The 20882-nt window shown below is 72.0% G+C and carries 15 protein-coding genes; 10 read left to right on the top strand and 5 right to left on the bottom strand.

Features of this window, described 5'->3' with window-relative positions; all coding sequences use genetic code 11:
• Positions 1-39: 39 nt before the first annotated feature.
• The 3 genes from AH6_RS30250 to AH6_RS30240 all read right to left on the bottom strand — a co-directional run bounded on the left by AH6_RS30250 (position 40) and on the right by AH6_RS30240 (position 4862).
• Complete coding sequence (locus AH6_RS30250) at positions 40-951, bottom strand: phosphotransferase family protein (RefSeq protein WP_245679530.1); 912 nt, start codon at positions 949-951, stop codon at positions 40-42.
• Positions 952-1240: 289 nt separating this feature from the next.
• A complete protein-coding gene (locus tag AH6_RS30245; protein ID WP_083983617.1) occupies positions 1241-2890 on the bottom strand; it encodes an apolipoprotein A1/A4/E domain-containing protein in 1650 nt (549 codons plus the stop codon).
• Between the two features lie 730 nt (positions 2891-3620).
• Positions 3621-4862 (bottom strand): class I SAM-dependent methyltransferase, encoded by a 1242-nt coding sequence (locus tag AH6_RS30240; RefSeq protein WP_067486759.1) that lies wholly within the window; start codon positions 4860-4862, stop codon positions 3621-3623.
• Positions 4863-5145: 283 nt separating this feature from the next.
• On the opposite strand from AH6_RS30240, the gene groES reads away from it, so the two are divergent.
• The 4 genes from groES to AH6_RS30220 all read left to right on the top strand — a co-directional run bounded on the left by groES (position 5146) and on the right by AH6_RS30220 (position 9353).
• A complete protein-coding gene (gene groES / locus AH6_RS30235; protein WP_067486756.1) occupies positions 5146-5454 on the top strand; it encodes a co-chaperone GroES in 309 nt (102 codons plus the stop codon).
• An 85-nt stretch (positions 5455-5539) separates the two neighbouring features.
• A complete protein-coding gene (groL, locus tag AH6_RS30230) occupies positions 5540-7168 on the top strand; it encodes a chaperonin GroEL (protein WP_067486753.1) in 1629 nt (542 codons plus the stop codon).
• 836 nt (positions 7169-8004) lie between these two features.
• Positions 8005-8553: a sigma-70 family RNA polymerase sigma factor gene (locus tag AH6_RS30225; RefSeq protein ID WP_157431819.1), complete on the top strand. Its 549-nt coding sequence runs from the start codon at positions 8005-8007 to the stop codon at positions 8551-8553.
• Positions 8550-9353: a hypothetical protein gene (locus AH6_RS30220; protein ID WP_067486748.1), complete on the top strand. Its 804-nt coding sequence runs from the start codon at positions 8550-8552 to the stop codon at positions 9351-9353. Before AH6_RS30225 ends, AH6_RS30220 begins: the two co-directional genes overlap by 4 nt.
• A gap of 70 nt (positions 9354-9423) precedes the next feature.
• Here the strand turns inward: AH6_RS30220 and AH6_RS30215 are convergent, their stop codons facing one another.
• On the bottom strand, positions 9424-9813 hold the full coding sequence (locus AH6_RS30215; protein ID WP_067486745.1) for a DUF5319 domain-containing protein: 390 nt from the start codon (positions 9811-9813) through the stop codon (positions 9424-9426).
• Positions 9814-10128: 315 nt separating this feature from the next.
• On the opposite strand from AH6_RS30215, the gene guaB reads away from it, so the two are divergent.
• From guaB to AH6_RS30195, 4 genes are all read left to right on the top strand, one after another.
• A complete protein-coding gene (gene guaB / locus AH6_RS30210; protein ID WP_067486742.1) occupies positions 10129-11628 on the top strand; it encodes an IMP dehydrogenase in 1500 nt (499 codons plus the stop codon).
• Positions 11629-11704: 76 nt separating this feature from the next.
• Entirely contained in the window at positions 11705-12820 is a 1116-nt protein-coding gene (locus AH6_RS30205; protein ID WP_067486739.1) for a GuaB3 family IMP dehydrogenase-related protein, read from the top strand.
• A gap of 151 nt (positions 12821-12971) precedes the next feature.
• Positions 12972-14711 carry a glycerol-3-phosphate dehydrogenase gene (gene glpD, locus AH6_RS30200; RefSeq protein WP_067486736.1) on the top strand — a complete coding sequence of 580 codons (1740 nt, stop codon included), beginning with the start codon at positions 12972-12974 and terminating at the stop codon, positions 14709-14711.
• Positions 14712-14979: 268 nt separating this feature from the next.
• On the top strand, positions 14980-16425 hold the full coding sequence (locus AH6_RS30195) for a phospholipase D-like domain-containing protein (RefSeq protein ID WP_245679529.1): 1446 nt from the start codon (positions 14980-14982) through the stop codon (positions 16423-16425).
• 60 nt (positions 16426-16485) lie between these two features.
• Here the strand turns inward: AH6_RS30195 and AH6_RS30190 are convergent, their stop codons facing one another.
• Positions 16486-17226, bottom strand: a complete 741-nt coding sequence (locus AH6_RS30190; protein ID WP_083983616.1) for a TetR/AcrR family transcriptional regulator — start codon at positions 17224-17226, stop codon at positions 16486-16488.
• A gap of 255 nt (positions 17227-17481) precedes the next feature.
• On the opposite strand from AH6_RS30190, the gene AH6_RS30185 reads away from it, so the two are divergent.
• Positions 17482-19062, top strand: coding sequence for a succinic semialdehyde dehydrogenase (locus tag AH6_RS30185; protein WP_067486730.1), 1581 nt, complete (start codon positions 17482-17484; stop codon positions 19060-19062).
• The gene (locus AH6_RS30180; RefSeq protein ID WP_067486727.1) at positions 19059-20813 is read left to right on the top strand and encodes a GMC oxidoreductase; all 1755 of its coding nucleotides are present in this window, start codon (positions 19059-19061) and stop codon (positions 20811-20813) included. Before AH6_RS30185 ends, AH6_RS30180 begins: the two co-directional genes overlap by 4 nt.
• Positions 20814-20882 lie beyond the last annotated feature (69 nt).

The raw sequence follows: 20882 nt of genomic DNA, 5'->3' as shown, positions 1-20882 counted from the left end.
AGGCATCGCGGGTCAGGCCGTAAGCGGGGTCGTCGCGGGTCAGACCGTGGCGAGGAGGGCGGCCAGGTACTCCTCGTACAGCGGGACCTTCTGCTCGGGCAGCTCCCGGCCGTCGTCCTCGGGCAGCAGGTCCAGCAGGCAGCGCAGGTCCCAGTACGGGTCGTGCTCGTGGCCGCCCGACACCTGGTCGAACACCGCCAGGAACCGGTCGGCGGCCTGCACGCCGTGCCGCAGCGCGAGCCCCAGCCGCATCCGCGCCACGTCCACCGCGACCGGGCCGCAGGAGGCGTCCGACCAGTCCACCACCCCGGTCAGCCGCCCGCCGGACCACAACGTGTTGCCGGGCTCGTAGTCGCGGTGGATGAACCGGGACGGCGCGTGCGGCGCGGGGCGCGCGGCGGCCTCGTGGGCACGGTCCCACAACCACGGGCGCAACGCGTGCGCGGGCGGCAGCCGCCGGTCGAGCCGGTTGGCCGGCATGTACGGCGGCATCGAGGCCGCGCCGCGCAGCGCGTGCACCGACAGCGGCGCGGCGGCGAGCTGGATCAGGTACTCGTCCAGGTCGGCCGGGGCGGGATCCGGCGGGTGGCCGTCCAGCCAGGTGATCAGCAGGGCGGGGCCGCCGCAGTGGGCGCCCGCCGGGTCGGCGGCGACCAGCGAGGGGGTGGGCAGCTCGCACCCCGCCAGCAGGGCCAGCGCGGCGATCTCGCGTTCGGGGGAGAACTCGGCGGCGGCGAGGCCCTCGCGCGGCAACCAGCGGCGCAGCACCAGGCGGTGCGCGCTGCCCGAGCGGCTCTCCACCAGCAGCGCGTGGTTGACGTGGGCGGCGCCGCCCGGCAACGTGCGGATCTCGCGCACCCCCGCGCCCTGGCCGAGGCACTGCTCGACCCAGCGCACGGCGCGGTCGGACAGGCCGCCGGTCGGCGGGCTGATGGCGGGTGAGTGCGTCACGACCACCATCAAAACGGATTCCGGCGCGTATTGAGCGTGATTTTGCGAAGCCGGAACGTAACGAAAGGCACGTCATCGACGTGCCTTGATCACCGGCTGGGCCACCGGACGGCCGGACGGCCGGACGGCGGAGCGGTGGGGCGGTGCGGCCGGGTGGCTCGGACGGTGCGGACGGACGGTGCGGCGGTGCGGTGGTGCGGCCGGGGGCCCGGATGGAGCGGCCGGGCGGGGCGGCGGAACCGGGTGGGGCGTCCTGAGGGGTTCGATCAGGGACGCCCCACCTCAGCCCTCAGTCCTTCCCCTCGCGACGCGGGCGCAGCAGCGCCTCGGCCAGGGCCAGCATGGTCTCCTCCAGCGTGGAGAGCCGCTTGAGCACGTCCTCGTGCACCGCGGTCACCTGCTTGGTGACGTCGTCGTGCACGATGTCGACGCGCATGCCGACCCGCTCCTGCACGTCGTCGAAGCGCTGGCCCAGCGCCTCCTGGACCGCCTCGGCGCGGCGGGTGACCTCGTCCTGCACGCCGTCCACGCGCTTGCCGAACTCCTCCTGCACGCCGTCGACCTGCCGGGCGACGTCCTCCTGGAGGCCGCTGACCTGCTGGGTGACGTTCTCGTGGATGCTGTCCACCTGCCTGGTGACGTTCTGGTGGATGTCGTCGATCCGCTTGGACACGTCGGTGTGCACGCCGGTGACCTGGCGCGACACCTCGTTCTGCACCGACTCGACCTGCTTGGCCACGTCGATGTGCACCGACTCGACGCTGCGGGAGACGATGTCCACCTGCGTGGTGAACTCCTCCAGCGCGCCGTCGACCTTCTTGGTGACCTCCTCGTGGATGCCCTCGATGCGCTTGCGGACGTCCTCGTGCACGTCCTCGAACCGGCGGGAGAACTCGTCCATCCGCTTGGCGACGTCGCTGTAGGCCGTCTCGGCGATCTGCGACATGGTCGCCTTGACCTCGTCGCGGTCGGGCCGGGCCCGCAGCTCGTCGATCAGCGGGTCGACGGCCTGCACCAGGTGCTTCTCCAGCGCCTCGAACCGGTCGCCGTAGTCGACCACCGGCCGCTCGGCCAGCTCGCGGAGCCTGCGGTGCAGCTCGGAGACCTCCAGGGTGCCCGGCAGCTGCCCGATGCGGTCGTTGACCCCGTCGATGCGGTCGTCGATGCCCTCGAAGCGGCCGTCCAGCCCGTTCAGCTTGCCCGACAGGCCCTCCAGCCGGCCGTCCAGGCCGTCCAGCCGCCCGTCCAGCCCGTCCAGCCGGCCGCCGACGCCCTCGACCCGGCCGTTGACCGCCTCCAGGCCCTGCTCCACCCGCTCGGCCATCTCGCCCAGGGACTGGTCGACCCGGGTGCTGATGCCGTTGACCGAGTGCTCCAGCCGCTCGGACCGGTGCCCCAGCTCGGCCAGCGACTTGTCCAGCCGGTTGAACCGGACCGACGCGGCCTCCATGCTGCCCTGCAGCTTGTCGAGCCGCTTGGTCATCTCCTCCATGCGCTGCGACGCCTGCTGGGTGACGTCGGTGATGTGCTGCGCGGAGTCGATGACGGCCTGGATGCGGGTCAGGCCCTCGTCCACGTGCTCGCCGATGGCGCCGAGGTCGGCCCACAACGCCGGCAGTTCGGCGACGGGCTTGACCCGCTCGCCCACCGACTCGATGTGCTCGGAGAGCCCCTCGGCCCACTCCGGGGGCTTGCCGGTCAGCTCGTCCACCTGCCCGCGGACGGTGTCGAGCTGTGCGGTGAGGCCGCTCAGCTCGCGCTCGCGCACCTCCCGCAGCAGCCACTCCATGCCCTCAAGCCGCTGGCGGATCTCGTCCAGAACCTGACCCTGGGAGCGCTGTTCATAGACGTGGTCCTGCGCCGCACGGGCGAGCAACTCCCGCATCCGATCCGAGACCGGTTGACCCCCCGTCTGCAGGAAGTTGTGATTGGTTTCCACCCGATGCTCCTTCGTGTGCCGACGCGACGAAATGGCGCGCGGCATTGAATCGTGAACGCCTCACTGTAGTGCGTGCGCGGCACCGCTATATGAGGTAGCAGGGAACATTACGAGTTCTGTGGAATGCGCTTGATATCCGCAAGGTCGCGGTCGTTTGGATCATCCCGGCGGACGGCGGTTTCCCCCTTTTAACGACCCGTTCGCGGTATTGCGGCGATGCGGCCCGGTGCGGGCGCGGGCCCGGCGGCGCGCACGCGCGGCGCGGGGGCCGGAAAGCGGCCGGGCGGAACCGCGCATCTCGACCAACACCCCCGGTTCGACCCCGCCTTTCAGGGGCGATCGGTCTGCGGTGCGCGGTTCGACCGGGATGCCGACAGGCGGCGCGTCGGGCGGCGCGGCGGCGGGCCGGACGGTAAAGGACGATCACCGCCGGGCGGCGGCCGGGCGCGGCCCCTGAACCTCTCTTGGTCTTTCTTCGGCCGTTGATCTGGACATGCCGATTCGCGCCTTCCGAGCGCGGACTTGTCGGCGCACCGCAAAAGCTTAGTGAAGGCAATGCCGGAAAGTGGTCAGTATTTGCGCGGGCGTGGTGCGTCTCCCGTGCCCACTTGGCGTTGCGAACCGGCGCCGGCCGCGGACGGAGATCTTTGGGATTGATTGCCGGCCGGGGGCCGCGCGGGCACGTTCGGGGCGGAGCCGGAGGGACGGTAAGTGCGCTTACGCCCCTCCTTCAGACGCGCGCGGGGTGGGCCAGCAGCGCGATCGGGTCGCGGCCGACGCGGGTCAGCACCAGCGTCATTTCCGGGGCCCCGCGCGGCGCTTTGCGGGCGAAGCCCAGGTCACGGCGCAGGCGGTCCACGTCCACCGCCGAACCGCGCTTCTTGACCGTCAGCACGCCGACCTCGCGCCGCCGCAGTTCGGCGCGCAGCCGCTTCACCGAGAACGGCAGCACGTCCTCGATCTCGTAGGCGGTGGCGAACGGCGTGGGCAGCAGCGCGTCGCCGGTGACGTAGGCGATCTGCGGGTCGGCCAGCCCGCCGCCGAGCCGGGCGGCGACCTCCGCGACCAGGTGGGCGCGGATGACCGCGCCGTCCGGCTCGTACAGGTACCGGCCCCAGCCGCGCACCTGCGGGTCGCCGAGGCCGGGGACGGGCGTCAGCGTCTCGACCACCGGATCGGCGTCGCCGGAGATGAGCGTGGCGCGCCGCCCCACGTCCCCGGCCAGTTCGCCCAGCCACAGCGCGGCCTCCTTGACCTCCCCGGCGACCGACACCCACTCGGCCTCCACCGGACCCCGGACGGCCGCCGCGTCACCCCACAACGCCTCGTGCGGGATGCCGGGCGCGACCTTGACGCACGCGGCGGGCACGCGTCCCGCCAGATCCAGGATGGTGTCGAGGGGCGGCTCGTAGGAACGCGGGTCGAACACGCGGCCGCGCGCGGTGCGGCGTCCCGGGTCGGCGAACACGGCCGCGAACCCGGTGGGGTCCTGCTCGGTGGCGTCGCCCTGACGGATGGAGGCCGGGCCGTTCAGCGCGAACACCGTCAGGTTGGCGGCGGCGACCTCGGCGGTCAGCGGATCCAGTTCGACGCCGACGCTGGCCACGCCCTCGCGCGTGCGCGCGATGAGATCCGCCCCGATTCCGCATCCCAGCTCCAGCACCCGCCCCGCCGGAGGAAGATAGGTGGCGAAACGCTTGGCACGGTGCTTGGCGACCGAGGCCCGCGTGGACTGCTCCAGCCCCGCCGGGGTGAAGTACATGCGCGCGGCGTCCGCGCCGAACTTGGCGCGGCCCCGCTCGCGCAGCCGCACCTGGGTGAGGGCCGCCGCCACGAGATCGGCCGGATACCGCTCCCGCAACCGGCTCGCGGTGGCCAGCAGGCCGCTCTCGCCGACGTCCGACGCGGCGGCCTCGGCGAGCACGACCTGGCCGTCCGGGGCCAGCAGGTCACGGAACCCCTCGATGTTCATAAGCTGGACGTTAGCCGGGCCGACCACGGGTTTCTTCCTCCGGAGGGGGCCGCGCCGGGATCGGTCCGGTGCTCGGTGCCGGGCACGGCCGTGTTCGTGTTGACGGGTCACCGGGCACGGCATAGGCTCCGTGACTGGCACTCTCCCTATGAGAGTGCCAACACAGCGACAAAGGTTCGGTCTGGCACCCGCGACGACAGGCCGGTCCAGGGTCGCCTTCTCTGTCATATGTGCCGACCGGCCGCACGGCCGGTCGCGGACCGATCGAAGGGGAGGTCAGATCGTGACGACCGCCACCAAGGTTGTTCTCAAGCCGCTCGAGGACCGCATCGTCGTCCAGCCGCTCGAGGCCGAGACCACCACCGCGTCGGGCCTGGTGATTCCCGACACCGCCAAGGAGAAGCCCCAGGAGGGCACCGTCCTGGCCGTGGGGCCGGGCCGGGTCGACGACAAGGGCGCCCGCGTGGAGCTCGACGTCAAGGTCGGTGACGTGGTGCTGTACAGCAAGTACGGCGGCACCGAGGTCAAGTACAACGGCGAGGAGTACCTGGTGCTCTCCGCCCGCGACGTCCTCGCGATCATCGAGAAGTAAAGACCTGAGACGTGCCGCGCCGCCCCGGTCCCGCCCTCTGACGGAGGCGGGCCCGGGGCGGGCGTGTTGATAAGGAGACCTCCTCATGGCGAAGATCCTGGAGTTCGACGAGAACGCCCGCCGCGCCCTGGAGCGCGGCGTGAACGCCCTCGCCGACGCCGTCAAGGTGACGATCGGCCCGCGCGGCCGCAACGTCGTCATCGACAAGAAGTTCGGCGCGCCGACCATCACCAACGACGGCGTCACCATCGCCCGCGAGGTGGAGCTGGAGGACCCCTACGAGAACCTGGGGGCCCAGCTCGCCAAGGAAGTGGCGACCAAGACCAACGACATCGCCGGTGACGGCACCACCACCGCCACCGTGCTCGCCCAGGCGCTGGTGCGCGAGGGCACGCGCAACGTGGCCGCCGGCGCCTCGCCGCTGGCCCTCAAGCGCGGCATCGACGCGGCCGCCCGCCACGTCTCCGACCAGCTCCTGAAGTCGGCCCGCGAGGTCGAGGAGAAGGGCGAGATCGCGCACGTGGCGACGATCTCGGCCCAGGACGCGCAGATCGGCGAGCTGATCGCCGAGGCGTTCGAGAAGGTCGGCAAGGACGGCGTCATCACCGTCGAGGAGGCCCACACCATGGGCCTGGAGCTGGAGTTCACCGAGGGCCTCCAGTTCGACAAGGGCTACCTGTCGCCGCACATGGTGACCGACCCCGAGCGCATGGAGGCCGTCCTGGAGGACGCCTACGTGCTGATCGTGGACGGCAAGATCGGCAACGTGCAGGAGTTCCTGCCGCTGGCCGAGAAGGTCGCCCAGACCAAGAAGCCGCTGCTGGTGGTGGCCGAGGACGTCGAGGGCGAGGCCCTGGCGCTGCTGGTCGCCAACAAGATCCGCGGCACCTTCCTGTCGGTGGCCGTCAAGGCCCCCGGCTTCGGCGACCGCCGCAAGGCGATGCTGGGCGACATGGCCACCCTGACCGGCGGCCAGGTCGTCTCCGAGGCCATCGGCCTCAAGCTCGACTCCATCGGCCTGGAGGACCTCGGCCGCGCCCGGCGCATCACCGTCACCAAGGACGCCACCACCGTCGTCGACGGCGAGGGCGCCGCGGACGAGATCACCGCCCGGGTCAACCAGATCAAGGTCGAGATCGAGAACTCCGACTCCGACTGGGACCGCGAGAAGCTCCAGGAGCGCCTCGCCAAGCTGGCCGGCGGCGTGTGCGTGCTGCGCGTCGGCGCGGCCACCGAGGTGGAGCTCAAGGAGAAGAAGCACCGCCTGGAGGACGCCATCTCGGCGACCCGCGCGGCCATCGAGGAGGGCATCGTCTCCGGCGGCGGCTCGGCGCTGGTGCACGTGGCCAAGGAGGGCTTCGACGCCCTCGGCCTCACCGGCGACGAGGCCACCGGCGCCGAGGCCGTGCGCCGCTCGCTGGTCGAGCCGCTGCGCTGGATCTCGGAGAACGCGGGCCAGGAGGGCTACGTCGTGGTCTCCAAGGTCCAGGAGCTGAAGGCCGGGCACGGCTACAACGCCGCCACCGGCGAGTACGGCGACCTGGTGGCCCAGGGCGTCATCGACCCGGTGAAGGTCACCCGCTCGGCGGTCACCAACGCGGCCTCCATCGCGGGCATGCTGCTGACCACCGAGGCGCTGGTCGTGGAGAAGCCGGAGGAGGCCGACGACGCCGCCGCCGGAGGCCACGGCCACGGGCACGGTCACGGGCATTAATTCCATGGCCTTCCGGCCCGCCCCCTCCGCCTAGCGGCTCCGGGGGCGACCGGAAAGCGTGCGAGCGCCACATCGCTTCGCGATCTGCCGTCGGGGGCCTCGCCTTCGGCATCGGCCCCCGGCGGCAGTTAGGCGCTCGCGTGCGGGCTGGCCTTTGCGCGCGGGGTTCGGGGCCACATGCGGGTTCGTGCGCATGTGTGAGTTCGTGCCTGCGTGCGGGTTGGGACTCGCGCTCACGCGAACCAGCCCCCGCGTGCAGATTGACGCTCGCGCCAAAATTCACAAGCGTCCGCCGCGCCCCCCAGGGCGCGGCGGACGCTTTTGTCTGAGCCGGTTCCCTCGTATTCGGACGTTGGCCGCAGTGCTAGTTCCGCGCATCGCGGGCCATGTCCTCGCCCTCGCCGCCGCCTCAACACCCGCGTGCGAAGCCGGATCACCCGGCGACGGATCCGTGGGCGTTCGCCGTGCCAGGCCCGCCCACGGCAAACGATCTTGTCTTTTTGGGGCCGCCCGGGAGTGACACTTTTATAGCTCGCTGAGCTGTTTATTGCTATTTAAAACGAAACACAGAGAATGGCGGACACCGAGCGCGACACCCTGACCGCGTTGCGTGGTAATGCGGACCTCGTCCCCGCACTGTGACCATTCCGTTGTCGTGGACAGTGGAGACAGGCACCGGACCGCTGGGCATCATGCTCTACGTGACCGAGGGATGCTTCGCCGGGACGGGTGCCGCGGGCGTGACCGAACCCTCGGGGGGGCCCGCACCTCCGCCTTCCCCCGACGCCGGGCGACTACGGCTGCTGCGCGAGGACGCCGGCGGGCGGCCGGGCGACATGAAGGAGCTCACCGAGCTGGCCGTCCAGGGCGACCCGGGCGCGATCGAGGTGCTCATCGGCCAGGTGCGCCCGATGGTGGTGCGCTACTGCCGGGCCCGGCTCGGCCGCGTGTCGGGGCAGTACCACATCGCCGACGACGTGGCCCAGGAGGTCTGCATCGCGGTGTTGTCGGCGCTGCCGCGCTACCGCGACATGGGCCGCCCGTTCGCCTCGTTCGTCTTCGGCATCGCCGCGCACAAGATCGCCGACGCGCTGCGCAGCGCGGTGCGCGCGGCCGTGCCCACCGAGGACCTGCCCGACGGCCCCGACGACCGGCCGGGGCCCGAGGAGACGGTGGTCCGCTACATCGAGGCGCAACGCGCCCGCGACCTGCTGACGCGCCTGCCCGACCACCAGCGGGAACTGGTGCTGCTGCGGGTGGTGGCGGGACTGTCGGCGGAGGAGACCGGTAATGTGCTGGGCATGTCCGCGGGGGCGGTACGGGTCGCGCAGCACCGGGCACTGGCCCGGCTTCGGGCGATGGCGAGAGAGGAGTCGATCGCTTGACGGAGCGGAGCCCTGGCGCCCCGGATCCGGCCGAGCCTTCGCACTCCGGCGGCCGCCCCGTCCGGTCCCCGGCCGGCCGGACGAACGTCTCGCGCGCCGATCCGGCTGGGATCGGCCGCACCGACGCCATCATCGAGGCTTTGGCCGACCGGCGCGCTGCCGCCTTTGAGCCCGATCCGGCCGTGCGGCTGCTGCGGGCGCTGATCGCCGACGTGGACGAGCCGGTGTTGCGGCGCGTGCCCACCGGCGAGGCGGCCGAGCCCGCTCCCGAGACGTCCGGCGCGGCGCAACCCGCCGGAACCGAGGCCCCCGCCCCGCGCCGCCGCGGTCCCCGCACCATCGTCGCGCTCGGCGTGGCCGGGGTCGTGCTGGCGAGCACGGGCGTGGCGGCGGCGGGCAGCGGCGTCACCGAACCGGCCGCCCCCGCGCCGCAGGCCGCCGAGGCGGGTCGCGGTGAGGCCGCCGACCGGGCGCGGGCCGAACGGGCCTCGCGCGCACGCACGCGGTCGAACCCCGAAGTCCAGCCGTCAGGCGGTCCGGCCGCGCCCGCGCAGCGGCCCGCCGAGCGCCGCGCCGTCGAGTCGAAGCCCGCGTCCGAGCCCGACCGTCCGCAGGACCAGCTCGACGAGCTGCGGGACGAGCTGGAGCGGCTGCTGGCACCTCGCCCGCGCGCGCGTCAGCCCAAGCTCCCGACCACCTGGCCCGGCCGCCGCGGCGACCGGGACGCGGGGGAGGAGACCCGGCGGCAGCTGGACGACATCCGCCGCCGTGCCGAGAAGCGCATCGACCGGCACCGCTGAGCAGTGCCGCTGGCCAGGGCCACTTGATCAGGGCCACTGAGCGGGGCCGCGACCGGCGGGATGGGCGCCCTCAGTCGGTCTCGCGGCCCTCTTCGCTGTCGATCACGCCGTCCACGTAGCCCCGGGCGTACTCCCAGCTGACGTAGTCGACCGGGTCGGGCGACAGCGCGGGCTCGTGGACGCGGGGCAGGCCCTGGTCGAGCAGGTGCCGCAGGTTGCCGTGCAGCAGCTCCCAGTCGATGTAGTGCAGCTTGCCGCAGTCGCCGCAGTCGACCGTGAGGCCGCGCACGCCCAGCGGTTCGAGCAGGGCGCGGAAGACCTCCAGGTCGGCGAGGTCGGCCAGGACGTCCTCGCGCTCGGTCACGCTGAGCGGGGCCGCGTCCTCGCCGGGGTCGCCGAGCGAGGCCGCCGGGTCCTCCGGGTCGCCGGCGAACGGGTCGAGCGGAGCGTCGTCGTGCACGTACCCACGCTACTGCGCCGCGCCCCGGCAGGTGCACCCCCCGCTCTCTTCTGTGCGCGAACAACCGCCTCCCGGGCGTGTCCCGGCCGGGAATCACCGGCGTGTCGCGGGCGTTACGGCATGTCACACCCCGGTCGCCGGGCCGGTCGCGCCCCGGCCGCGCGGTGTCCGGTCCCGGCGGGGCCGGTGCGGTGTCGGCAAGACCACTCACCGGGCCCTCCCGAACCGGCCCTCTCCGCGCGGGGCCACGCCCTACCATGGGACGAGGCCGCCGTGACCTGGCCGGATACCGCACACCTCTACGGGAAGGGCGCCATGAACCCCGCCGCCGAGTCCGCCAAGATCCTCCCGCCGGGTCTGACCTTCGACGACGTGCTGCTGCTGCCGGGCTACTCCGACCTGCAGCCCGGCGAGGCCGACACCACCACCCGGCTGACCCGCGACATCTCGCTGCGCATCCCGCTGGTCTCGGCCGCCATGGACACCGTCACCGAGTCGCGCACCGCCGTCGCCATGGCCCGCCAGGGCGGCATCGGCGTGCTGCACCGCAACATGTCGGTCCAGGAGCAGGCCGCCGAGGCCGACCGGGTCAAGCGCTCGGAGGCCGGGATGATCACCAACCCGGTGACCTGCCTGCCCGACGCGACGCTCGCCGACGTCGAGCAGATGTGCGCCCGCTACCGGATCTCCGGCGTGCCGGTGACCGACGTGCGCGGCGTGCTGGTCGGCATCGTCACCAACCGCGACATGCGCTTCGAGACCGACCTGAGCCGGCCGGTCCGCGAGGTGATGACGCCGATGCCGCTGATCACCGCGCCGGTGGAGGTCACCCGGGACGAGGCGTTCCGGCTGCTGGCCGACAACAAGATCGAGAAGCTGCCGCTGATCGACGGCGACGGGCGGCTGAGCGGCCTGATCACCGTCAAGGACTTCACCAAGAGCGAGCAGTACCCCTTCTCCACCAAGGACGCCGACGGGCGCCTGCTGGTGGCCGCGGCGGTCGGCGTCGGCGAGGACGCGGTGACGCGCGCCCAGGCCCTGATCGAGGCGGGCACCGACGTCATCATCGTGGACACCGCGCACGGCCACTCCAAGGGCGTGGCCGAGACCATCGCCACCATCAAGAAGAACGGCGGCGACGTCCAGGTGGTCGGCGGCAACATCGCCACCTACGCCGGGGCGCGGGCGCTGATCGAGGCGGGCGCGGACGCGGTCAAGGTCGGCGTGGGGCCGGGCTCGATCTGCACCACCCGCGTGGTCGCCGGCGTCGGCGTGCCGCAGATCACCGCGATCACCGAGGCGTCCCGGGCGGCCCGCGAGGCGGGCGTGCCGGTCATCGGCGACGGCGGCCTCCAGTACTCCGGCGACATCGCCAAGGCCCTGGTGGCCGGGGCCGACACCGTGATGCTGGGCAGCCTGCTGGCGGGCGTCGAGGAGTCGCCCGGCGAGCTGATCTTCGTGCACGGCAAGCAGTACAAGTCCTACCGCGGCATGGGCTCGCTCGGCGCGATGCGCAACCGCGAGCGCGGCGGCTCCTTCTCCAAGGACCGCTACGCGCAGGCCGACGTGTCCAGCGAGGAGAAGCTGATCCCCGAGGGCGTGGAGGGCCAGGTGCCCTACCGCGGCCCGCTGTCCAACGTCGCCCACCAGCTCGTCGGCGGCCTGCACCAGTCGATGTGGTACGCCGGGGCGCGCACGATCCCCGAGCTCCAGGAGCGCGGCCAGCTCATGCAGATCACCTCGGCGGGCCTGCGGGAGAGCCACCCGCACGACATCCAGATGACCGTCGAGGCCCCCAACTACCAGGGCAGGTAGGCTCTGCGGGGCTTGTTCGCCGCCGGACGCGGGAACACTCCCGCCAGATCACCGCGGTAAGGGAAGAGGAAGCGCAGTGGCTGCTGAGGTTGAGATCGGCCGGGGCAAGAGCGGTCGTCGGGCGTACGCCTTCGACGACATCGGGATCGTGCCGTCCCGCCGGACGCGCGACCCCGAGGAGGTCAGCGTCGCCTGGCAGATCGACGCCTACCGGTTCGACATGCCGCTGGTGGTCGCGCCGATGGACAGCGTCGTCAGCCCGGCCACCGCGATCGCGGTCGGCAACCTCGGCGGCCTCGCGGTCCTGGACCTGGAGGGTCTGTGGACCCGCTACGAGGACCCCGAGCCGCTGCTGGCCGAGATCGGCTCGCTGGACGACGTGCGCGCCACCCGCCGGCTCCAGGAGATCTACGGCGCGCCGATCAAGGAGGAGCTGATCGGGCGGCGCATCGCCGAGATCCGCGAGGCCGGGGTGACGGTCGCGGCCCGGCTGTCGCCGCAGCGCACCGCGCAGTTCCACAAGGCCGTGATCGACGCCGGGGTCGACCTGTTCGTGATCCGCGGCACCACGGTGTCGGCCGAGCACGTGTCGGGCCGCGCCGAGCCGCTGAACCTCAAGCAGTTCATCTACGACCTGGACGTCCCGGTCATCGTGGGCGGCTGCTCGACCTACACCGCCGCGCTGCACCTGATGCGCACCGGCGCGGCCGGCGTGCTGGTCGGCTTCGGCGGCGGCTCGGGCCACACCACCCGCACCGTGCTGGGCGTGGCGGTGCCGATGGCGACGGCCGTCGCGGACGTGGCGGCCGCGCGCCGCGACTACATGGACGAGTCGGGCGGCCGGTACGTGCACGTGATCGCCGACGGCGGCATGACCAACTCCGGCGACATCGCCAAGGCGTTCGCCTGCGGGTCGGACGCGGTGATGGTGGGCTCGCCGTTCGCGCGCTCGGCCGAGGCGCCCGGCCGCGGCTACCACTGGGGCAGCGAGGCGCACCACGGCGACGTGCCGCGCGGCACCCGCCTGGACCTCGGCACCATCGGCACGATGGAGCAGATCCTGTACGGGCCCTCGCACGTGGCCGACGGCTCGATGAACCTGATCGGCGCGCTGCGCCGCGCGATGGCGACCTCCGGCTACACCGAGCTGAAGGAGTTCCAGCGCGTGCAGGTGGTCGTCGCGCCGCACTAGGACGACACGCGGAGGGGCTGCGCCGGGGCACCGGCGCCGCCCCTCCGGCGTCCCCGGCGTGAACGCGCGATGAATCGGTGGCCCGCGCGTGGAGCGCTCCCTACTGTTGGGTAGGTACCGCTGGACAGCCAACCGCACAGGGGGAATCGCGATGACGGGATCACCGGTGACCGGACTGGGCAGCTCGCGCCTCGGCCCGGCCGAGCGCGCGACCGCGCTGGACCGGATGGCGCGGGAGGAGTACGACGTCGTGGTGGTCGGCGCCGGGATCGTCGGCGCGGGCGCGGCGCTGGACGCGGCGACCCGGGGGCTGTCGGTGGCCGTCGTCGAGGCCCGCGACTTCGCCTCCGGCACCTCCTCGCGCTCCTCCAAGCTGATCCACGGCGGGCTGCGCTACCTGGAGCAGTACAACTTCGACCTGGTGCGGGAGGCGCTGACCGAGCGGAGCCTGCTGCTCCAGCGGATCGCGCCGCACCTGGTGCGGCCGGTGCCGTTCCTGCTGCCGACGACGCGGCGGGTGTGGGAGCGCGGCTACTTCGGCGCGGGGGTGGCGCTGTACGACGCGCTGGCCTTCCAGATGGGCAGCACGCGGGGCGTCCCGCACCACCGGCACCTGACGCGGCGGGGCGCGTTGAAGCTGGCGCCGTCGCTGAAGCGGTCGTCGTTCGTCGGCGCGATCCAGCTGTGGGACGCGCAGGTGGACGACGCGCGCTTCGTGATGATGGCGCTGCGCACGGCCGCCGAGTACGGCGCGGACATCGTCTCGCGCACGCAGTGCGTGGGGTTCCTGCGCGAGGGCGAGCGCGTGACGGGCCTGCGCGTCCGCGACCTGGAGAACGGCACGACCAGCGAGGTGCGCGCCAAGCAGGTGGTGAACGCGACCGGCGTGTGGACCGACGACATCCAGGAACTGGTGGGCGGCCGGGGCCAGATCCACGTGAAGGCGTCCAAGGGCATCCACCTGGTGGTGCCGAAGGACCGCATCCACTCGGCGACGGGCATCCTGCTGCGCACCGAGAAGTCGGTGCTGTTCGTGATCCCGTGGGGCCGTCACTGGATCATCGGGACCACCGACACCGCCTGGGACCTGGACAAGGCGCACCCGGCGGCGTCGAAGGCCGACATCGACTACGTGCTGGAGCACGTCAACTCGGTGCTGACCACGCCCCTCACCCACGACGACGTGGAGGGCGTGTACGCGGGGCTGCGCCCGCTGCTGTCGGGGGAGAGCGAGGAGACCTCCAAGCTGTCGCGCGAGCACATCGTGGCGCACCCGGTCCCGGGCCTGGTGCTGGTGGCGGGCGGCAAGTACACGACCTACCGGGTGATGGCCAAGGACGCGATCGACGCGGTGGCGCACGGCCTGGACGGCAAGGTGGCCGAGTCGTGCACCGACCGGGTCGCGCTGGTGGGCGGCGAGGGCTTCCAGGCGATGTGGAACGCGCGCCACCGCCTGGCCACGAAGTCGAAGCTGCACGTGGCGCGGATCGAGCACCTGATGCGCCGCTACGGGACGCTGGTGGACGACCTGCTGGGCCTGATCGCCGAACGCCCGGACCTCGGCAAGCCGCTGAACGGGGCCGACGACTACCTGCGCGCCGAGATCGTCTACGCGGCGACGCACGAGGGCGCCCGGCACCTGAACGACGTGCTGGCCCGCCGCACGCGGATCTCGATCGAGACGTGGGACCGGGGCGTCGGCGTGGCGCAGGAGGCGGCCGACCTGCTGATGCCGGTGCTGGGCTGGTCGAAGAAGCAGCGCGACCGGGAGATCGAGTACTACCGGAAGCGGATCGAGGCGGAACGGGCCTCGCAGACACAGGAGGACGACCAGGAGGCGGACGCCCGCCGCCGGGGCGCCCCGGACATCGTCCCGACGGCGACCCCGTAACGGAGCCCACACTCCACATCCGCCACCGCGCTGCCCCCGACCCCGCCATCGCACCGCACCCCTACCGCGTGCCCTTTCCCACTCGTGAGCCGTCAGGTGAGCGAGTGAGAAAGGGCACGCGCGTTTTTGCTCCCGGCCGCCTGACCTGCCCCCCTTTGCCCCGTGACCAGAAGTGGCAAAAGCCGCCCTATGTGATCGAAGTGGTTAAAGGGTAAATAACTGCTAATCTTCCGATCTTCGACCGGTCAAGGGGGCCGGCAGACGGGAGATGGCAGTGCGGCGACTGGCGTTCGCGTCCGGGGGACTGTTCCTGGCGGCGGTGGTGACCTCAGCGGGTGTGACGACGGCGTCGGCCGCGTCCGCCGCGGCGCCCGAACCCCGTCTGGACCCCGCGGTCAACTACGGCTCGCCGGGCGGGAACAAGGTCAAGGCGCCGAGTAAGCCGACCAGCAGCAAGAAGAAGAAGCGCTACTACGTCGCGCAGGGGCCCCGGTTCAACTGGCCCACCGGCAACACCAGCCAGCAGGGCGCGATCGACCTCTACGTCAAGAAGTTGATCCGGAACACGCCCAAGGGCGCGGAGATCGACGTCTCGCTGTTCCGGCTCCAGACCGACGGCATGGCCAAGGAGCTGGTGGCCGCCCACAAGCGCGGGGTCAAGGTCCGCCTGGTGCTGGACTCCAACACCCGGTCGTCACGGGTGCACGTGTACGACTACCTGAAGCGCAACCTGGGCACCAGCACCAAGAACCGCTCGTGGGTCCTGCTGTGCCCCCGGGGCCGCGGCTGCATCGCGCCCGCCGTCAAGGGGCAGTGGAGCAAGAACCACAACAAGTTCTACGCCTTCTCCCACACCTACGACTCGCGCAACGTGGTCGTGCAGACCTCCGGCAACGCCACCGGCGGCATGTACAACCAGTACAACGACTCCTACACCTCCACCGACGCGCGCATCTACACCGCCTACCGCACGTACTTCTACGATCTCGCCAAGCGCAAGGTCAACGCGAACTACTGGCGGACCTACAACGCCGGGTTCCGCAAGACCAGCTTCTTCCCCAAGGCCACCGGCGACCCCATCCTGGACGTGCTGGACAAGGTGAGCTGCACCGGCGGCAAGACCTGGATCAACGTCACCATGGGGCTGATGGCCCGGCAGCACATCGCGCGGAAGTTGTCGGCGCTGGACGACCAGGGCTGCCACGTGAAGATGGTCGCGGGCAGCTTCGGCGGCACGGCGGCCCAGGACCTGACCAGGCCCGGCCGCAACAAGGGCCCCGAGGTGCGCTACTTCACCGGCGCCCAGAAGCAGCACGCGCACTCCAAGTACCTGCTGATCGACGGCCTGTACTACGGCAAGCGGCACCGGCTGGTGCTGACCGGCAGCCACAGCTACACCTGGGACGCGCTGCGCTGGAACGACGAGGCGATGATCACCATCGACCACGCCTGGACCTACGGCCGCTACCTCAGCAACTTCAACCTGGTGTTCGCCGCCGCCAAGGGCCGGCTCTCGATGAGCCCGCTGATCGCGCCGCCGATCGTGCCGGACAACGCCCAGGAGAGCGACCGGGAGGCCGCGGCCCCGTCGAAGGAGGCCGAGCTGCCCCCGACCGAGGGCACCACCGGGACGCCTCCCGCCGAGGACGTCCGGCCCCCGGCGAACGGTTCCCCGGACCCGATCGTCACCGAGGAGCCCGCGCCCGGCGCATGACCGGAACCATCTCGACGGCCCGCGCCCGGCGTGGGACCGGCTTTCCGAAGGCCCGCGTGATCACCGATCGCGCGGGCCTTCCGCCGTTCCGGGGACGCTGCCGCCCAGCAGCAGCCGCAACCCCGTCGTGTACAGGTCGGCGGGCACCCGGTCCGGGTCCAGCAGGTGCTGGAAGGCCAGGCCGAAGTCCAGCGCGATGGCCAGCGACGCCCGGTCGGCCGCCGTGACCCCCTCGGCGTCGTCCAGGCACCGCGCCAGGTGCCCGCGCCGCTCCGCGTACCAGTCCGCGATCCGCCATCCCGCCGCGTAGTCGCGCATCCCGTACAGCCAGAACTCCATCAGCAGCAGCGCCACCAGCCGCGAGTCGTCGCCGGACAGGTGGCGCGCGAAGGTCCGGCCGACGCCCTCCAGGCGCTCCTCGGCGGGACGGGCCGTGTCGCGCAGCTCGTCGCACACCTCCGTGCCCAGCCGCTCCTCGGTATAGCGCTCCAGCAGCGCGAGCAGCAGGTCGGTCTTGCCCGCGAAGTTGGAGTAGACCGCTCCCTTGGTGAGGCCCGCCGACGCCGCGATGTCGTCCAGCGAGGCGCCGTGGATGCCGCGCTCGGCCCACAGGCGTTGCGCGGCGGCGAGCAGGGCGGCGCGGGTCTGCTCGCGGCGCTCCCGGCGGGCGCCGCCCTGGGGGCCGCCGCTCCGGGCACCGGGCACGGCTCCCGGGACGGCCGCGCGCCCTCCCGTGGCGTCGCCCTTGGCCGGTCCGGCCGCGGGAGCGCTCCCGCGGGCGCCGTTCGGTGCGTCGGTCATGTGCCACCCTTCCGTCGCGGCGCGCGCCGCCGCCCTGCGCCGTCCGGCTGTCTCCGTCGTCTCTCCTGATTCCGGAATACACCGACAGGTCATGGTCAGTCCCCGGCTTCGGCAAGACGGCCGGTAGTGGAACGCCGGGTTTACCGTTTGGAACCACAACAAGAGCAACAATTCGGAGAATGTGGTACACATCACCGCAAGTGCCTGATTACTGGCGGGTAGCCAGGGGTGGCCACCTGGTCATACCCTGCTTTCATGGCATCCCCGACGGTTCCCGCCAAAGGCGCGACGGCGCACAAGCTCCCCCAGAACCTGATCGAGCGGCTGACCTCGCACGTCGCTTCCGGCGGCACCGAGACGGCCACGATCCCCACCCCGTTCACCGGTGAGCCGCTGGCCACGATCCCGCTGTCCAGCGCCGCCGACGTGCACGCCGCCTACGCGCGCGCCCGCGTCGCCCAGCGCGCCTGGGCCGCGCTGCCGCCCGCCGAGCGCGCCAAGCCGTTCCTGCGGCTGGCCGAGGCGCTGGTGGCCCGTCGCGACGAGATCCTCGACGTCATCCAGCTGGAGACCGGCAAGGCCCGCCGCCACGCGATGGAGGAGTTCCTCGACGTGGCGCTGTGCTCGCTGTACTACGCGCGCCGCGCCGACAAGCTGCTCAAGCCCAAGCGCCGCCAGGGCATGATGCCCGGCCTCACGCGCGTGCAGGAGCTGCGGCACCCCAAGGGCGTCGTCGGGCTGATCGCGCCCTGGAACTACCCGTTCGCGCTCGGCGCCAGCGACATCGCGCCCGCGCTGATGGCGGGCAACGCCGTCGTCCACAAGCCCGACACCCAGACCTGCCTGTCCAGCCTGTGGGTGCTGGACCTGCTGGTCGCGCTCGGGCTGCCGAAGGACCTGTGGCAGGTCGTGGTGGGCGACCCGGCCGAGATCGGCGACCCGCTGATCGAGAACGCCGACTACGTGTCGTTCACCGGCTCCACGCGGGGCGGCAAGGCGATCGCGGCCAAGGTCGCGCCGCGCCTGGTGAACTACTCGCTGGAGCTCGGCGGCAAGAACCCGATGATCGTCCTGGCGGACGCCGACGTCGAGCGCACCGCCCGCGGCGCGCTGCGCGCCTGCTTCACCAACGCCGGGCAGCTGTGCATCTCCATCGAGCGCCTGTACGTGCACGAGGACGTCTACGACCGCTTCGTGCCGCGCTTCGCCGAGCTGGCCCGCGAGATGAAGCTGGGCACCGGCCTGGACTTCCAGGCGCAGATGGGCTCGCTGACCCACGCCCGCCAGCTCGAAGCCGTCACCGCGCACGTCGAGCAGGCCGTCAAGGAGGGCGCGACCGTCCTCGCCGGGGGCCGGGCCCGGCCCGACGTCGGCCCGCTGTTCTACGAGCCGACCGTGCTGGAGAACGTGACCGGCGACATGGACCTGTGCGCGAACGAGACGTTCGGCCCGGTCGTGTCGGTGTACAGGTTCCGCGACGAGGACGAAGTCATCGCGCGCGCCAACGACACCGAGTACGGCCTGAACGCCTCGGTGTGGACCCGCGACGTCGCGCACGGCCGCCGCGTGGCCGCCCGCATCCAGGCCGGCACCGTCAACATCAACGACGGCTTCGGCGCGGCCTACGCCTCCTACGACGCCCCGATGGGCGGCTTCAAGCAGTCGGGCGTCGGCCGCCGGCACGGGTCCGAGGGGCTGCTGAAGTTCACCGAGGTCCAGACCGTCGCCAGCCAGCACCTGATGGACCTGGAGCCGCCCGGCAACGTCTCCTTCGACACCTTCGCCGGGCTCATGTCCAACGGCATCAAGGTCATGAAGAGGTTGCGGATCAAATGACGGCATTCGACTACGACGTCCTGGTCGTCGGCTCGGGCTTCGGCGGCAGCGTGACCGCGCTGCGGCTCACCGAGAAGGGCTACAAGGTCGGGGTGATCGAGGCGGGCCGCCGCTACGACACCGGCCGGAACGACGCGCCCGGCACCCGGCACCCGGAGCTGCCCAAGACCAACTGGCGGGTCTCCCGCTACATCTGGGCGCCGGCGCTGGGCCTGACCGGCATCCAGCGCATCCACGTGATCCGCGGCGCGAAGGCCAGCCGCGTCATGGTGCTGGCCGGGGCGGGCGTGGGCGGCGGCTCGCTGAACTACGCCAACACGCTGTACGTGCCGCCCAAGCCGTTCTTCCAGGACCGGCAGTGGGCGCACATCACCGACTGGCAGGACGAGCTGGCGCCGCACTACGACCAGGCCAGGCGCATGCTCGGCGTCGTCCAGAACCCGACCACGACCGAGGCCGACGAGGTCATGAAGCGGGTCGCCGACCGGATGGGGAAGGGCGACACCTACGTCAAGACCCCGGTCGGCGTGTACTTCGGCGACGGCCCCGGCGTGACGAGCCCGGACCCGTACTTCGGCGGCGCGGGCCCGGCGCGGCGCGGCTGCAACGAGTGCGGCAACTGCATGGTGGGCTGCCCGCACGGGTCCAAGAACATGCTGACCGAGAACTACCTGTACCTGGCGGAGAGGGCGGGCGCGCGGATCATGCCGCTCAGCCGCGTCACGCACGTGACGCCGCTGCCGGGCGGCGGGTACGAGGTGGAGATCGTGCGGACCGGCTCGTTCGGCCGCAACCGGAAGACCTTCACGACCGAGCAGGTGGTGTTCGCGGCGGGCACCTACGGGACGCAGAAGCTGCTGCACAAGCTGAAGAGCACGGGCCGCCTGCCGTTCCTGTCCGACCGCCTGGGCGCGCTGACCCGCACGAACTCCGAGGCGATCCTGGGCGCGGGCCGCCGCAACGGCAAGGCGGGACCGGACTACTCCAAGGGCGTGGCGATCACGTCGTCGTTCCACCCGACGCCCGACACGCACATCGAGCCGGTCCGCTACGGCAAGGGCAACAACCTGATGGGCGCCCTGCAGACGCTGCTGGTGGACGGCGACCGGCCGGGCGAGAAGCATCGCCCGCGCTGGGCGAAGTTCCTGGGCGTGATGGCGCGCCGCCCGCAGGACCTGGCGCAGCTGTTCGACCTGCGGACCTGGTCGGAGCGCACGGTGATCGCGCTGGTGATGCAGACCCGCGACAACTCGATCACCCTGAAGCCGAAGAAGGGCCCGCTGGGCTGGGACGTGCGCGCGACGGAGGGCCACGGCGAACCGAACCCGACCTGGCTGCCGGAGGGCCACGAGGCGACCCGGCTGCTGGCGGAGGAGGTCGGCGGGATGGCGGGGGGCGGCTGGGGCGACCTGTTCGACATCCCGATGACGGCGCACTTCCTGGGCGGCTGCGCGATCGGGGACTCGGCGGAGCACGGCGTGATCGACGCGTACCACCGGGTCTACGGGCATCCGGGACTGCACGTGGTGGACGGCTCGGCGATCTCGGCGAACCTGGGCGTGAACCCGTCCTTGACGATCACGGCCCAGGCGGAGCGGGCGATGTCGCTGTGGCCGAACAAGGGCGAGGAGGACGGGCGTCCGGAGCTGGGGACGGCGTATCGGAGGATCAGTCCGGTGGCACCGAAGAACCCGACGGTTCCGACGGAGGCACCGGGGGCGCTGCGGCTGCCGATCGTGGACATCACCTGAGTACTCGTCCACGCGACCAACAACCTCAGCCTCGCGCCCGAACATGCCCACCGACCCCGGCCACCGGGG

The sequence above is a fragment of the Actinomadura hibisca NBRC 15177 genome (assembly GCF_001552635.1).
Taxonomy (GTDB): domain Bacteria; phylum Actinomycetota; class Actinomycetes; order Streptosporangiales; family Streptosporangiaceae; genus Spirillospora; species Spirillospora hibisca.
The sequence above is the reverse complement of the archived record's forward strand: the minus strand, read 5'-3'. Positions and strand labels throughout refer to the sequence as shown.

Bases quoted from the DNA above. Each gene is read 5' to 3' on its own strand.
- AH6_RS30240 (WP_067486759.1), bottom strand. From the start codon at position 4,862: ATGAACATCGAGGGGTTCCGTGACCTGCTGGCCCCGGACGGCCAGGTC.
- groL (WP_067486753.1), top strand. From the start codon at position 5,540: ATGGCGAAGATCCTGGAGTTCGACGAGAACGCCCGCCGCGCCCTGGAG.
- AH6_RS30195 (WP_245679529.1), top strand. From the start codon at position 14,980: ATGGCAGTGCGGCGACTGGCGTTCGCGTCCGGGGGACTGTTCCTGGCG.
- AH6_RS30225 (WP_157431819.1), top strand. From the start codon at position 8,005: ATGAAGGAGCTCACCGAGCTGGCCGTCCAGGGCGACCCGGGCGCGATC.
- AH6_RS30180 (WP_067486727.1), top strand. From the start codon at position 19,059: ATGACGGCATTCGACTACGACGTCCTGGTCGTCGGCTCGGGCTTCGGC.
- guaB (WP_067486742.1), top strand. From the start codon at position 10,129: ATGAACCCCGCCGCCGAGTCCGCCAAGATCCTCCCGCCGGGTCTGACC.
- AH6_RS30185 (WP_067486730.1), top strand. From the start codon at position 17,482: ATGGCATCCCCGACGGTTCCCGCCAAAGGCGCGACGGCGCACAAGCTC.
- glpD (WP_067486736.1), top strand. From the start codon at position 12,972: ATGACGGGATCACCGGTGACCGGACTGGGCAGCTCGCGCCTCGGCCCG.
- AH6_RS30190 (WP_083983616.1), bottom strand. From the start codon at position 17,226: ATGACCGACGCACCGAACGGCGCCCGCGGGAGCGCTCCCGCGGCCGGA.